Raw genomic sequence first — 14,200 nt, 5'->3', positions numbered from 1 at the left:
TACAACTCACTTAAGGAACTCATTTATGCGTAAAACTCCCCACCTTAGCCTGCTAAGTGCAAGCCTCCTCCTGACATTTTCTGCCTATGCCCAAGACACGCTTGTGCTGGACACTGTGACCGTAACGGCCGAAGAACAGGTTAAACAATCCCTGGGTGTATCCAAAATCAGCAAGGAAGACTTGGAAAAACGCCCTGTGGCCAACGATGTGTCAGAATTGGTGCGTACCATGCCAGGGGTAAACTTGACAGGTAACTCGGCTACAGGCCAGCGGGGCAATAAACGCCAGATCGACCTGCGTGGTATGGGGCCTGAAAATACCCTCATTCTTATTGATGGCAAGCCAGTTACCTCTCGTAATGCAGAGCGTTACAGCATGCGGGGCGAACGTAATACCCGTGGCGATTCCAACTGGGTGCCGGTGGAAATGATTGAGTCGATTGAGGTTATCCGTGGCCCAGCGGCAGCCCGTTATGGCTCAGGTGCCATGGGCGGGGTGGTCAATATTAAAACCAAGCCTGCTACCAATGAATTCCACGGCCATATCACCTACTACACCAATCAACCAGAAAATAGCAAGGAAGGGGCAACCAACCGTGTGGGCTTTAACTTGAGTGGCCCAATGATTAATGATGTGCTGAGTTTCCGTCTCTATGGTAACTACAATAAAACCCAGGCAGATGCTTTAGATCTCAATGCCAGAGCCAATAATGGTTCAAACGCCGTGGCAGGCCGTGAGGGTGTGCGTAACAAGGATATCAATGGCCAAATCAAATTAAAAGCGGGCGAAAATCACACTTGGACAGTCGATGCAGGTTTTAGCCGCCAGGGCAATATCTATAATGGCGACACCCAAAACAGCAATCAATATAATTTAACTGATTGCTTGGTTACTGTTGGCCGAGGACAAACCTGCCCAGCCGCTTCACAAGTGCCTAACCAAACCACCAATTTAGCCAACGCCAAGGCTGAAACTGCCCGTCTATACCGTCAAAACTATGCACTGACCCACCAAGGCAAATACCGCTGGGGGGAAAGCCGCACCTACTTTATGTGGGATAAAACAGTGAATAGCCGCTATGCTGAAGGTTTAGCAGGCGGCCCAGAAGGTTCACCTATTTCAGGGGCTGATTCAGGGATTCGAGACAGCGTGCTTAAAAACACCCGCTTTAGCACCGAGTTCTATGTGCCTTTCCGCCTAGGCTTTGATCAAATGCTGACCATTGGCCTTGAAGCCACTCGTAGCAGCCTTGACGACCCAAGCTCCTTGAGGGCTGAACTCCCAGCCTCATTAACCGATGAAGCTGGCATTGCGGCCACAAACCGCCCAACCAAGGCTGTTCAAAATACCTGGGCTGTGTTTGTGGAAGACAATATTGCTGTAACGGATAAATTCTTCTTAACCCCAACCGTTCGGTTTGATGCCAATAGCAAGTCTAAATCCAATGTCAGTGGTAGTCTTAATGCTTCTTATGAAATCCAAGATGGCCTCTTGGTTCGAGGTGGCCTAGCCCGTGCTTATAAAGCACCAAACCTCTACCAAATGAACCCCAACTACATTGTAGGCAGCCGTGGCAACGGTTGCTATGACGGTGATGCCCAATGTAACGTGATCGGGAATGAGAACCTCAAGCCAGAAATCAGCTGGAACAAGGAAATCGGTTTGGAATATAGCAAGGATGAATGGTCAGCCTCCATCGCCTACTTCCACAATGACTACCGCAACAAGATTGCGACAGGGATGATCAACTATGCACCAAGCAAAAATCCAGCCCTTTACCGTTGGGAAAATGCCAAACGTGCCTTAGTTGAAGGGGTAGAAGGAAACTTAACTATTCCACTTGTGCCTGAAAAGTTACGTTTAGTAAATAACTTTACCTATATGATCAAGTCTATCAACAAGGATACAGGCAACCCATTGAGCGTGATTCCTCGTTATACTTGGAACTCTAGCCTCAACTGGAATATTACCGAAAGCCTAGATGCTAACTTGGTTTATACCCAATACGGCCGTCAAAAACCAAGCCAAGTTCCTTTCACCAATTTGGAACGCGGGGCTGAAAGAGATCGCCAAGGCAACGTAACCAATTACACCATTACCAATATGAACCGCACCGAACTAGGCTCTTACGCCGTCTTCGGCCTCAATGCAGGCTACAACTGGCGTGATACCATCGGTGTGCGTGTTGGGGTGAGCAATCTCTTTAATAAACGTGTTTACCGTGAGTCAGGCTCTGCCGCCTCCTACAACGAACCAGGCCGCGCCTACTACGCTACGGTCAAATATTCCTTCTAAGGATTTGCAAATTTTGTGAAAAAGAAACCCGCTTGTTTACGCAAGCGGGTTATTTTTTACCTATTTTCGCAAATCGTTGGCCTGTTGCAGCAGGTTGCGGCTTTCTTGCAGGAACTGCTCCGAATAATCGCCGAACCAGTGGTGAACCTGTTCAAAGGCTTGGATAAAGCCAGCCCGATCGCCCTGCTCAAAAAAGGCTAAACTCTGTTCAAAGCTATTTTTAAGGGACTCAATCACCGCTAAATTTTCAGGTTTATCGGCAATAATATCGGCATAAAGCCCAGCATCTTGGGCAAAGAGCCGGCCGATCATGGCCAGTTCTAAGCGATAAATGGGCGAGGACAGGGCTAAGAGCTGGGAGAGTTTGACCGGTTGTTGCGACAAATGCAGGCCAAAGGCAAAGGTGGAAAAATGGCGTAAGGCCTGAATGTAGGTCATGGCATGATCGTGTTCGGCCGCATCAATCACCTCAATTTTCGCCCCCCAGATTTGGATTTGGTCTAGCAGCCATTGGTAACGCTGGGCAAAGCGGCCGTGGCAGCAGGCCACCACTTGCTTGGCGAAGCTGGCAATATCGCTACCAAACATAGGGTGTAAGCCGACCACCGCCCCTTGGTGCACCTCCAGCATCTTGGCCAGGGGTTGGGCTTTGACCGAGGTCAGATCAGCCAAGATCATGTCTTCCCGCAAGTAGGGCTTGAGTCGCTCAAGGGTTTCCAGGGTATGGTTAATAGGCACGGATACAATCACCACATTGGCCCCGCTTAAAATGCTTTCAGCCTCCCCCCAATCGTCCCGATCCAGCACCTCAACCCTGTAGCCTGAATTGCGGAAATAACGGGCGAACAAACCACCCAGCTTACCCAGGCCGCCCACGATAACCATTTTTTCAATCTCGGGATTGACCTGCTTAAAGCCGTGTTGGTTCTCGCTGATATAGGACTCCCGCATAACACGGCGCAGGACATCTTCAATCAAATCAGCAGTCAGGCCCTGTTTTTCGGCCTCCTCACGGCGGGCCTTGATCATGGCCTGTTCTCGGTCAGGGGCATAAATAGGCAGGCCGTGCTGGTGCTTAATTCGCCCAACCTCAGCCACCAGCTCCAGGCGCTGGGTAAGCAGGTTAATCAGTTGCTGATCGATAGTGTCGATCTGTTCTCGAATGGGGGTGAGAGGGTTCATAAATCAGTCCGCCTTTAATTTTTATGCAAGCTGGATAAGTACATCTGCACTAATCCCCATTTTTTGATGAATATTTCTAATCATATTCAAGGTTAGTGGACGAGTTTTATTAAAGACTTCATAAACTCGGTTAGGCTTGCCAATAATCCCTTCAAGATCCTTAATTTCAAGGCCTTCTTGCTCCATTCTAAATTTAATCGCTTCGATAGGGTTAGGTGGATCAATGGGAAAATGCCTCGCTTCATATTTTTCAATAAGAGTTAGCATTACCTCAAAATAATCTGCCTCATCTTCACTTAAATTTTCACGATCAAAATAAGGTTCTATGATTTGCAGGGCTTTTTGATAGTCTTCTTCAGTCTTAATTGGTTTAATATCCATTATTCCCCCTAACAGCCTTCCACTGTATTCGCATTGATTTTGTCATATTCTTGATGAGTACCAATAAATTTGATGTAAACAGCCCCCATTTTGTAAGCAATAGCCACAACAAGGCGGTGATCATTTCCTTTAATATTGAATACAACTCGCCGATTTTTCAGTATGCTAGCATTTCGATATTGGGCCTTGACATCATTAGCAGTTTGCCAATTCGCCCTTTTTACCTCTGCAACCCAAGCCTTTAAGGGCTGCTCTGTTTCCGGGTGCTTTGTATAGTATTCAATAATTTTGGCGGTTGATATTATTCGCATTGCTCATCCATATCTATCTATGCTGCTTATGATATCCCAATTTGGGATATATTCAAGTGTTAGTATAATTTTTCTGCAAAATCCACCAACAAATCCTCTGTCGTTTGCCAGTCAATACAGGCATCGGTAATGGATTGACCGTATTCCATTTGCTCAAAAGGTTGTTCAGAAGATTGGTTGCCGGCCTTGAGGTGGCTTTCTAGCATGAGGCCGATAATGGACTGGTTGCCGGCCAAGATCTGCTCCAGGGCATTTTGAGCGACCAGGGGCTGGCGGCGGTAGTCCTTGTTGGAGTTGCCGTGGCTGCAATCGATCATAATGGCCTCAGCTAACCCCGCCTTGCGTAAGGCCTCTTCACATTCTTGAACGTATTGGGCCTCGAAATTCGGCTGCTTGCCGCCCCGTAAAATCACATGGCCGTCTGGGTTGCCCTTGGTGTGAAGCAAATTGACCTGACCTTTTTGGTTAATACCGATAAAGCTATGGCCTTGGGCCGCGGCCTGCATGGCATTAAGCGCAACAGCCAAATTGCCGTCTGTGCCGTTTTTAAAGCCAACCGCCATAGATAGGCCCGAGGCCATTTCTCGGTGGGTTTGGGATTCGGTGGTTCTGGCCCCGATAGCCGACCAGCTAAAGAGATCGGCTAGGTATTGGGGGCTAATCGGATCAAGGGCTTCGGTAGCCAGGGGTAAACCCATTTGGGCTAGATCTAAGAGTAATTTACGGGCGATGCGTAAGCCTCTTTCCACATCAAAGGAGCCGTTGAGCTGTGGGTCGTTAATCAGGCCCTTCCAGCCCACGGTGGTGCGGGGCTTTTCAAAATAAACCCGCATAACGATGTAAAGTTTATTTGACACTTTTTCACTAAGGGCCTTGAGTTTTTGGCCGTATTCCAAGGCCGCTTGAGGGTCGTGAATGGAGCAAGGGCCGACTACAATCAGTTTTCGTGGGTCACGCTTGTGAATAATATCCGAAACTACCTTGCGAGAGGCTTCAATTTGCTGGCGTAAGTCATCGGTTAGGGGAAACTCTGTCTTGAGTTCTTTAGGGGTAAGTAAGACCTTTTCATCGCAAATATTAACGTTGTGGACGCTGTCTTGATTAACTACATTGTTCATTTTTCTTTCCTGTTGTGTAAAATTTTTGATACGACGAACTTTACACATTTAGCCCCAAGCTTGCAAGCACTTTTTGCTTGACCATATCAACTGAAATATTGGCCATCAAATTTTCCCCCTTGGCCTTGGTGGCCCAAGGCAATTCCTGCCAAGGCTTGCCGTAGGTTTGCAAGATGGCTTCATCATAGACTGAAACCACCTTGTCCAAGTCCTGATAAGGGCCTGTGCGGCGGGGGTTGTGAATGGCATAAAGCCCAATCACAGGGGTATGCTGGGTGGTGGCAATATGGGCCGGGCCAGAATCGGAAGAAATAACCAGATCGGCTTGTTGAATAAGCCCAGCCAACTGTTTCAGCGTGGTTTTTCCTGCACAATTTAAGCAATTCGGCGCCAGTTCCTGAATTTTAGCCGCAGTTTGCATTTCGTAAGCGGAGGGTGAACCTGCAATAATAACATTTACCCCACAAGCGGTCAGAAAATTGGCGATTTCTGCATAACGCTCTGGCAGCCAGTCCTTTTCCTTCTTGCTGGAGCAAGGGGCGATAACCACGTTTTGACGGCTTTTATCAATAAAACCTGCCCCCACGGCTAAATCTTCCTCTGAAATAGGTAAATGCCAGCTAGGGGTCAGATCGGTCACACCTATGGCCTTGGCGAACATCATCTGGCCATCTAAAACATGGGGCGAAGCTGTTTGTTCCACCTTTTGGTTGGTAAAGAGCCACTGGCCTTCCCTGGCACGATCCTTATTAAAGCCGATTTTCTTGTCTGCCTTAATCCCCAAAGAGAGGATGGAGGCTCGAAAAGCGGTTTGCAGATTGAGGAGGAAATCATACCGCTTGTGCTTGAGCTGTTGCCAAAGTGTAAAGATACCTTTCCAGCCTGATTTTTTATCATAGGGAATAAAATTGATATTAGGCACTCCCTGCAACAAGCTGGCTTCGGTTTTGCCGATGATCCAGTCGATTTGAGCATTGGGGTAGTGGCCTAAAATGGCTTGCACCACGGCCAGGGTGTGGCAGACATCGCCAATGGCAGACAGGCGGAGGATACAGATAGAAAGCGGTTTAGACATAGGGGTTCTCGAAATAAAAAATCCACGCAGATGCGTGGATTTTGCAAGATTTTCGGGGATTATTCAACCCGTAAAATACGGCAGGTGTTGGTGCCACCTTCTTTCATTTCATCGCCATGAGTTAAAAGCACTAGGTCACCACGCATGAGGTAGCCTTGCTCTTTTAAGAGGGCAAGGGCTTTTTTAGCGCCTTCAATGGTGCGGCTGACTTCTTCACAGAAAACAGGGGTAACACCACGGTAAAGCGCCGCCAGGTTGAGGGCTTTCGGGTTGCGTGAAAGGGCGAAAATTGGCAGGCCAGAGCTGATACGGCTCATGAGTTTTGCGGTTTCGCCAGATTGAGTAAGGGCGATAATGGCCGCAACGCCTTCCATTTTGTTGGCCGCATACATGGCTGACATAGCGATGGCTTCTTCAGGTGTGGTGAAGCCTTGGTTTTCACGGTGGCGAGAGATGTTAATGCTTGGCATTTTTTCAGCCCCTGCACACACTTCAGCCATGGCCCGCACGGTTTCAGCTGGGTATTGGCCTGCTGCCGTTTCGCCAGAAAGCATCACCGCATCTGTACCATCTAAGACCGCATTGGCCACGTCCATCACTTCTGCACGGGTTGGCATTGGGTTGTTGATCATAGATTCCATCATCTGGGTTGCTGTGATGACCACACGGTTGAGGCGGCGGGAGCGGCGGATCAGTTTTTTCTGTACGCCAACCAACTCAGCATCACCAATTTCCACACCCAAGTCACCACGGGCTACCATGATAACATCAGAAGCAAGGATAATGTCGTTCATGGCTTCTTCGGTTGCTACCGTTTCAGCACGCTCAACCTTGGCCACGATTTTGGCTTCAAGGCCGGCTTCTTGGGCTAGCTGACGAGCATAGTGGAGGTCTGCACTTGAACGAGGGAAGGACACAGCCAAGTAGTCCACGCCAATGCGGGCGGCTAGTTTGATGTCTTCCTTATCTTTTTCGGTTAGGGCGTCAGCAGATAAGCCTCCACCTAATTTATTAATCCCCTTGTTGTTAGAAAGTGGGCCACCGATGGTAACTTCGGTGAAGACTTTTGCCCCTTGGCTTTCTAATACACGCAGTTGCACACGGCCATCGTCTAAGAGCAAAATGTCGCCTGGCACCACATCGTTTGGTAGGTTTTTATAGTCTAAACCAACAGCATCTTGGTTGCCTTCGCCTTTTGGCATTTCAGCATCTAAGATGAATTTATCGCCAACGTTTAAGAAAATTTTGCCGTCTTTAAAGGTAGAAACACGGATTTTAGGGCCTTGTAGGTCGCCTAAAATAGCCACGGTTCTGCCTAATTTAGCAGCGACTTCACGAACACGCTCAGCACGACCGATATGATCTTCAGGTGTACCGTGCGAGAAGTTCATACGCACCATGTTTGCGCCCGCTGCGATAATTTTTTCTAAATTGTCGCCACGGTCGGTCGCAGGACCCATCGTACAAACAATCTTCGTTCTTCTAAGTTTAGCCATTGGTTTTACTCCATATCTTGATTTGGTAAATTTATGTGAAATCTTTTCGATTCAGGGCTTGAATCATTCAAAAACGAGGTGCATTATACGCCTTATTTGACAGAATAGGAATAAGAGCGATGAATGTATGGATCATGCGCCACGGTGAGGCTGGCCCTTATACGCCCACAGACATTGAACGAACCTTAACCGAAAAAGGCCGCCAAGATGCCTTTAACCAGGGAAAATGGCTGGGCCAAAGCCTACTAGAAAGAGGCCTTTGCTTTGATAAAATTATCGTCAGCCCCTATGTCCGCACCCAGCAAACCTGGGCCAGGGTCTTTGAAGGCATGCAAGCGGTGGATAAGGGACAAAAATTTGCAAATTTATCCTCCCTTATTGAGCTTTGGGAGGGCATCACCCCAGATGGCGACCCGCAAAATGCCATGAACTACCTTCATTTCCTGCGGGAAGAAGGCGCCAAGAACCTGCTTATCGTCAGCCATATGCCGCTGGTTTATCGCCTGGCTCAAGGTCTAAGTGCTGGCCAGGCCCATGTACATTTTGAAACAGCTGTGATTGCTGAACTAAACTGCCAGCAAGACCCTGGACAACTGGTGCTAGATAAGCACCCCTAAAAAGCAAAAGGACGCCCGAGGGCGTCCTTTCTTATCTCTACTGATTAAAGTACAGATTTAGCTTTAGCAACTAAGGCTGCGAAAGCCACTTTGTCGAATACAGCGATGTCAGCCAAAATCTTACGGTCGATTTCAACAGAGGCTTTTTTCAAGCCATTGATGAATTTGCTGTAAGATAAGCCGTTTTGACGGGCGGCAGCGTTGATACGAGCAATCCATAATTGACGGAATTGACGTTTACGCTGACGACGGTCACGGTAAGCATATTGACCAGCTTTAATCACTGCTTGGAACGCAACGCGATAAACACGTGAACGCGCACCATAATAACCTTTAGCAGCCTTAAGAACTTTCTTATGGCGTGCTCTTGCAATAACACCACGTTTTACACGAGCCATTATTTAATCTCCTGTTGTCTAATTTAAATACTAAAATAACTAATCGTACGACTGTGCAACGCTTATGCGTATGGTAAGCATGCGACTACTAAAACTTGGTCAGCTTTCGCTACCATAGATTTGTGACGTAGGTGACGTTTACGCTTAGTTGTCTTTTTAGTCAAAATATGACGTAAGTGAGATTGTTTACGTTTGAAACCGCCAGAAGCTGTTTTCTTGAAACGCTTAGCAGCACCACGTACTGTTTTAATTTTAGGCATTGTTTAATAAACTCCGCATTGTTTTGTTAAAGATAGATAGCCAGGCGAAAGCCTTGCGGCCCTACTTGGAAGCACTGAATATCGTGAGATAAACCAACTCAAGGTTAGTTGCACAAAAACATCAGGCTGCTGAGTCTGCCTGATGTGTTTTGGGTTTTCCATAAAGAAAAACGAGCGAATTCTACAGGAATTGCTCGTTTTTGGCAAGGAAATAAATTAGTCTGTTTTAAGTCGCCTGAAAATTTTGCCATTGCACAAAACGCTCGTTCAAAATTGGCTTAATCCTTTCAAAATGTTCCCAATCATTGGGGACACGATAAGCATCATATTCACTGAAAACTTCATTAAAATCAGACAAATAGTTACCAAAAGATTGGGCAAAATCACTGTCGTCATTTTCATAATAATCCACAGCAAAGGCTTCGCCTTCTTCATTAAAATCTTCGCCCCAAAGCTTTTCATCACAACATTTTATCAAAAAATCGACACCTGTGATTTCACGCTTGGCCAACTGTTCAAGAGCTTCTTGATCATCTTCAATATGAAGTTCGCCTGCCATACCCTGTTCAAATGCCCATGCCAAGAAAAAACCAATGTGAACACCAGCGTTTTCTGTGGGAATATCCTTGGGGAAATCTTCTGCGTCATAATGCCAATCCATACGGTCTATAGCCATCATTATACTCCTACTTGTCTGAAAATGATTTATGACCATTCCACAAAAAGAAATGGTTAAAATAACCTAACTTGTACTCTTACATAAAAAAATGCCACCAGCCAAGCTGATTGGATTTAATTGCTCATTTTGGCTAGGGGCTGTTGATAATTCATAAACGAGTGTTAAATTAGCAATTTCTGTTTGTTAATATCATTAAAAATCTCCCCTACCCCCTCTTTTTCAAAGAGGGGAACTGATCGTAGAAGGTGTTAGAGCACGATACTTCGCAAACATTTAATCATTCCCCCCTTTGAAAAAGGGGGCTAGGGGGATTTAGCTAACTTTAATTAAATTATCAACAACCCCTAGAGCATATCCCCAATAAAAAATGCAATCAACCTTTAAAAGTCGATTGCATTTTTAGATTATTTCTTCTTCGGCGCAATAACCATCACCGCCTGACGGCCTTCTAGCTTACCTGGTGCTGATTCCACCACAGAAAGCTCGGCTGTGTCGGCCTTCACACGTTCAAGCACATCTAAACCGATGTCTTGGTGGGCCATTTCACGGCCACGGAAGCGAACCGTGATTTTCACTTTATCGCCATCTTCTAAGAAGCGGACAATGCTGCGAAGTTTGACCTGATAGTCGCCATCGTCAGTCCCTGGGCGGAATTTGATTTCCTTAACCTGAACCACTTTCTGCTTTTTCTTTTGTTCTTTGGCAGACTTGGTTTTTTCGTAAATAAATTTACCGTAGTTCATAATACGGCAGACTGGTGGCACGGCATTCGGGCTGATTTCCACCAAGTCTAATTCTGCTTCTTCTGCCAGGGCCAAGGCCTCTTTAATTGGCATAATACCCAGTTGTTCACCATCCTGATTGGTTAAGCGAACCTCTTTAACACGGATTTCATCATTTAAGCGATGTTCACGGTTAGTCTGAACACGTTTTGCAGGTTTAATAATTTTTTCCTCTTGTAATTTGTCTTTCTCTTCTGCATTCCGCAGATGTTTTTTCCTTGCTCCAACTTGAGCAAAACGGCTAAAATTCTAGCGGATTTAGGGCTTTGATGCAAGCCTTAGCACTCATTTTTAGCAATTAAAATAACTTATTCAACCAACCCAATTTGGAGCCTAAAACCGTGAAATAGTTGTAATCGTTTAAATGCAAGAGGTGGAGTTTATCACTGCTTTTTTGCACAATAATCCGGTCTTCTGGTAAAAAGGGCAGGTAAATTTGGCTGTCGCAGCTGACCTGTAAATTACGCAGATTATGCTGGGCAAAACGCAGAGATATCTGACTGTCGCCATCAATCACCAGGGGGCGGGATGACAGGCTGTGCGGGTACATAGGCACAAGTGCCATGGCATTCATATTGGGAGTTAAGATCGGCCCACCTGCTGACAAGGAATAGGCTGTCGAGCCGGTTGGGGTGGAAATAATCAGGCCGTCTGCCCGCTGAGCAAAGGCAAATTTCCCGTCAATGGCCACCTCAAAATCAATGGTTTTGACAATCTGACTGGAATGAATAACCACCTCATTAAGGGCATTATTGGCGGAGATGATCTTGCCGTTGCGTTCCACCTGGGCTTCCAGCAAAAAGCGCTCTTCAATCATAAACTCGCCCCGCTCCAGGCAGTTATAGAGCTGTTCAAAGGCGGTTTGGGGGGCGATGTCGGTCAAAAAGCCCAAGTTACCACGGTTGATGCCAATCAGCGGCACCTTATACTTGGCCAGTTGGCGGGCCATTCCCAGCATATTGCCATCGCCGCCAATGACGATGACCAAATGGGCGGTTTCGCCAATTTCCTCCAAGCTCTTGCCGCTGGGAAGGTGGAGCTGCTTGGCAATACTGGCTTCTACCAAGACATCGTAGTCCCTGTCCTTAAGCCAATTATAGACCGCAAAATGGGTTTCCAAGGCAATCTCATGGCGGGGCTTGCCCACGATGGCAATGGTGTTAAATTGACGTTCTGTTTTCATTATTTCGCTAAAATTGGGAAAAATTGGGCGAATTGTAGCATTTCGCCTTGATTTACCCAAATATGTTATTATATTAGCCAAGATTTTTTTGTTAATGAGGATTCAAGATGACCAATCAAACCGAACAAAACACCCAAGCCGAATTAGAACAAGACGCCGCAGCACAAACAGCGGAAGCACAAGCGGTAGAAAATCAGCCAGAACCTGCAAATGAAGACGCCCTCGACCCACTGGCCGATGCCATTGCCCGTGTGCAAGATTTAGAGGCCTACATTGCCGAGGCTGACAAGCGTGAACAAGACATTCAACTGCGCGCCCGTGCTGAGGTGGAAAATATCCGCCGCCGTGCCGAGCAAGATGTGGAAAAGGCCCACAAGTTCGCCTTGGAGAAGTTCGCCAAAGATCTCTTAAATGTGGTAGATAATCTAGAACGTGGCTTAAATGCCTTGGAAAATGCCGATGACAGCGTCAAGGCCTTGGCAGAAGGCGTGGAACTCACCCATAAGGAATTGGTGTCCACCCTGGCCCGCTTTGGTGTGGAAGCCGTTGGTGTGGTGGGTGAAGCCTTTAACCCTGAACTCCATCAAGCCATTTCCATGCAGCCAGCAGAAGGTGTGGAAGCCAACCACCTCAGCCAGGTATTACAAAAAGGCTACACCCTCCAAGGCCGTGTGTTACGCCCTGCTATGGTGATGGTTGCTGCTTAAGTTTGCAGAAAACCTCTAAAAATAAACCGCTTGTTGTGTAACAAGCGGTTATTTTTTACTTATTCCACCAAATAGAGGTTACGAATATAGAAGTAATCCTGCGGATCCTGGGTACTAAAGCCCCTGACATAAGGCTTGACTAGGCGCACATTGACATAGTTATAGATGGGCACAATCGGGTATTGATCCATAAAGGCCTTTTCTGCTTGGGCATAAATGCTGGCCCGCTCGTCCTCGGTTTTGGCATGATAGGACTGGGCAATCAAGTCATCAAACTGGGCATTTTTGACCCTTGCATCGTTATTGGAACTGTTGCTCAAGAAGTTATTTTGAAAGGCAGTTGGGTTGTTGTACTCGCCCTGCCAACCTGCCCGAGCCACTTCATAGTTGCCCTGGTTGCGGGCGTCTAAAAAGGCCTTCCATTCTTGGTTTTTCAACTCCACTTCAACCAAGCCTTGGGTATTGGCCTTCCACACAGAAGCAGCCGCAATGGCAACTTTCTTATGGTTTTCAGAGGTGTTGTACAAGAGGGTAAATTTCAAGGGCTTGCTCTTGCTAAAACCAGCTTCTTTTAAGAGGGCAATGGCCTCTTTATTGCGCTCGGTCTGTGGCAGAGCTGCATAATCAGGATTAACAATTTTCTCCCCGCCGCCCACATAGTTTGGCGTATAAGTGTAGGTTGGGGTTTGCCCCATGCCCATGACCTTATCGGTAATCACACTGCGATCAAGGGCAAGATTGAGCGCCTTACGCACCCGAATATCAGTGAATTTTTCATTATTAAAGGCATAATAATAGGTGGCGATGGTGCGGGTGGTGTGCAGTTCCTTAGGGATTTCCTGCTTGAGTTTTGGATAAAGCTCTGGCGAAATGGTGGAATTGGTCATCTCCAAATCATTGGCACGGTAGCGGGCCACATCGGCATTCGGTGAGCTAATGGTCAAGAGGGTTGCCTTGTTGATGATGGTTTTGGCATCGTTCCAATAGGCCTTATTACGCTTGAAGACCAGCTTTTCATTGGGAACATGTTCAGCCAAATCATAGGCGCCGTTGCCCACAAAGGTTTTGACCGATGTCCACCTGTCACCAAATTGCTCAATGGTGGCCTTGTGCAGGGGTACGAGGGAATGGGAAACCAGCATAGCAGGCAGGTAGGGAACTGGCGAGCTTAAATTTAAATGCAGGGTATGATCATCAAGTGCCTTGACACCCAAGTCTGAGCTTGGCTTTTTGCCCTCAATAATCTCTGCTGCCCCCTTTAATTTCATCTTATCCAGGTAGCTGGCATAAGGCGAGGCCGTTTTAGGGTCGGCCAAACGCTGCCAGGCATACACAAAATCATGAGCAGTCAAAGGCGAACCATCAGACCATTTAGCCTCCCGCAGCTTGAAAGTCCACTGGGTGAAATCTTCATTGCTGCTCCACTCGGTGGCCACGGCTGGCTCAATTTGGCCGGTTTGATCACGCACCACCAGGCCTTCAAAAATCTGGCGAATAATGACCGCCTCGGCAATTCCCTCCACCTTGTGTGGGTCTAAAGAAACGGGTTCCACCCCATTATTGATACGGATTTCCTGCACTGCCCGCAGTTTCTCGGCCTGGGCCTGGGCTTGAGCCAGGGCCTGGCTGGGAAATTGGGCAAAGAGTAGGGTGGCAAGTGCGGTCAGTAAGAATTGGCGTTTTTTCATGGTCTTCCCTTGTATCTGGTTAGTTTG

The 14,200-nt window shown here is 47.2% G+C and carries 14 protein-coding genes; 3 read left to right on the top strand and 11 right to left on the bottom strand.

Annotation, left to right across the window (positions count from 1 at the left end):
* Window positions 1–25 precede the first annotated feature (25 nt).
* Complete coding sequence (locus A4G20_03980) at window positions 26–2,296, top strand: outer membrane receptor protein (protein ID QIW15547.1); 2,271 nt, start codon at window positions 26–28, stop codon at window positions 2,294–2,296.
* 60 nt (window positions 2,297–2,356) lie between these two features.
* Here the strand turns inward: A4G20_03980 and A4G20_03975 are convergent, their stop codons facing one another.
* Genes A4G20_03975 through A4G20_03950 form a run of 6 tightly spaced genes read right to left on the bottom strand, consistent with a single transcriptional unit; the run spans window position 2,357 to window position 7,823 of the window.
* The gene (locus A4G20_03975) at window positions 2,357–3,478 is read right to left on the bottom strand and encodes a bifunctional chorismate mutase/prephenate dehydrogenase (GenBank protein ID QIW15546.1); all 1,122 of its coding nucleotides are present in this window, start codon (window positions 3,476–3,478) and stop codon (window positions 2,357–2,359) included.
* 21 nt (window positions 3,479–3,499) lie between these two features.
* Window positions 3,500–3,859: a transcriptional regulator gene (locus A4G20_03970; protein ID QIW15545.1), complete on the bottom strand. Its 360-nt coding sequence runs from the start codon at window positions 3,857–3,859 to the stop codon at window positions 3,500–3,502.
* A gap of 8 nt (window positions 3,860–3,867) precedes the next feature.
* Window positions 3,868–4,170, bottom strand: a complete 303-nt coding sequence (locus A4G20_03965) for an addiction module toxin RelE (GenBank protein ID QIW15544.1) — start codon at window positions 4,168–4,170, stop codon at window positions 3,868–3,870.
* Between the two features lie 59 nt (window positions 4,171–4,229).
* On the bottom strand, window positions 4,230–5,288 hold the full coding sequence (locus A4G20_03960) for a 3-deoxy-7-phosphoheptulonate synthase (protein QIW15543.1): 1,059 nt from the start codon (window positions 5,286–5,288) through the stop codon (window positions 4,230–4,232).
* Window positions 5,289–5,328: 40 nt separating this feature from the next.
* Entirely contained in the window at window positions 5,329–6,363 is a 1,035-nt protein-coding gene (locus tag A4G20_03955; GenBank protein ID QIW15542.1) for a glycosyl transferase, read from the bottom strand.
* Between the two features lie 59 nt (window positions 6,364–6,422).
* Complete coding sequence (locus A4G20_03950; protein ID QIW15541.1) at window positions 6,423–7,823, bottom strand: pyruvate kinase; 1,401 nt, start codon at window positions 7,821–7,823, stop codon at window positions 6,423–6,425.
* A 155-nt stretch (window positions 7,824–7,978) separates the two neighbouring features.
* On the opposite strand from A4G20_03950, the gene A4G20_03945 reads away from it, so the two are divergent.
* Window positions 7,979–8,476 (top strand): phosphohistidine phosphatase SixA, encoded by a 498-nt coding sequence (locus A4G20_03945; GenBank protein QIW15540.1) that lies wholly within the window; start codon window positions 7,979–7,981, stop codon window positions 8,474–8,476.
* 44 nt (window positions 8,477–8,520) lie between these two features.
* Here the strand turns inward: A4G20_03945 and A4G20_03940 are convergent, their stop codons facing one another.
* From A4G20_03940 to ppnK, 4 genes are all read right to left on the bottom strand, one after another.
* A complete protein-coding gene (locus A4G20_03940) occupies window positions 8,521–8,874 on the bottom strand; it encodes a 50S ribosomal protein L20 (GenBank protein QIW15539.1) in 354 nt (117 codons plus the stop codon).
* A 486-nt stretch (window positions 8,875–9,360) separates the two neighbouring features.
* A complete protein-coding gene (locus A4G20_03935) occupies window positions 9,361–9,813 on the bottom strand; it encodes a hypothetical protein (GenBank protein ID QIW15538.1) in 453 nt (150 codons plus the stop codon).
* Window positions 9,814–10,217: 404 nt separating this feature from the next.
* Window positions 10,218–10,649 (bottom strand): translation initiation factor IF-3, encoded by a 432-nt coding sequence (locus tag A4G20_03930; GenBank protein QIW15537.1) that lies wholly within the window; start codon window positions 10,647–10,649, stop codon window positions 10,218–10,220.
* A gap of 244 nt (window positions 10,650–10,893) precedes the next feature.
* A complete protein-coding gene (gene ppnK, locus A4G20_03925) occupies window positions 10,894–11,778 on the bottom strand; it encodes an NAD(+) kinase (GenBank protein QIW15536.1) in 885 nt (294 codons plus the stop codon).
* Between the two features lie 107 nt (window positions 11,779–11,885).
* Between ppnK and A4G20_03920 the strand changes: the two genes are divergently transcribed.
* Entirely contained in the window at window positions 11,886–12,485 is a 600-nt protein-coding gene (locus A4G20_03920) for a nucleotide exchange factor GrpE (protein QIW15535.1), read from the top strand.
* A gap of 59 nt (window positions 12,486–12,544) precedes the next feature.
* Here A4G20_03920 and A4G20_03915 read toward each other — a convergent pair whose 3' ends face one another.
* Entirely contained in the window at window positions 12,545–14,173 is a 1,629-nt protein-coding gene (locus A4G20_03915) for an oligopeptide ABC transporter substrate-binding protein OppA (GenBank protein QIW15534.1), read from the bottom strand.
* Window positions 14,174–14,200 lie beyond the last annotated feature (27 nt).

This window comes from Pasteurellaceae bacterium RH1A (assembly GCA_012221805.1).
Classification (GTDB): domain Bacteria; phylum Pseudomonadota; class Gammaproteobacteria; order Enterobacterales; family Pasteurellaceae; genus RH1A.
The sequence above is the reverse complement of the archived record's forward strand: the minus strand, read 5'-3'. Positions and strand labels throughout refer to the sequence as shown.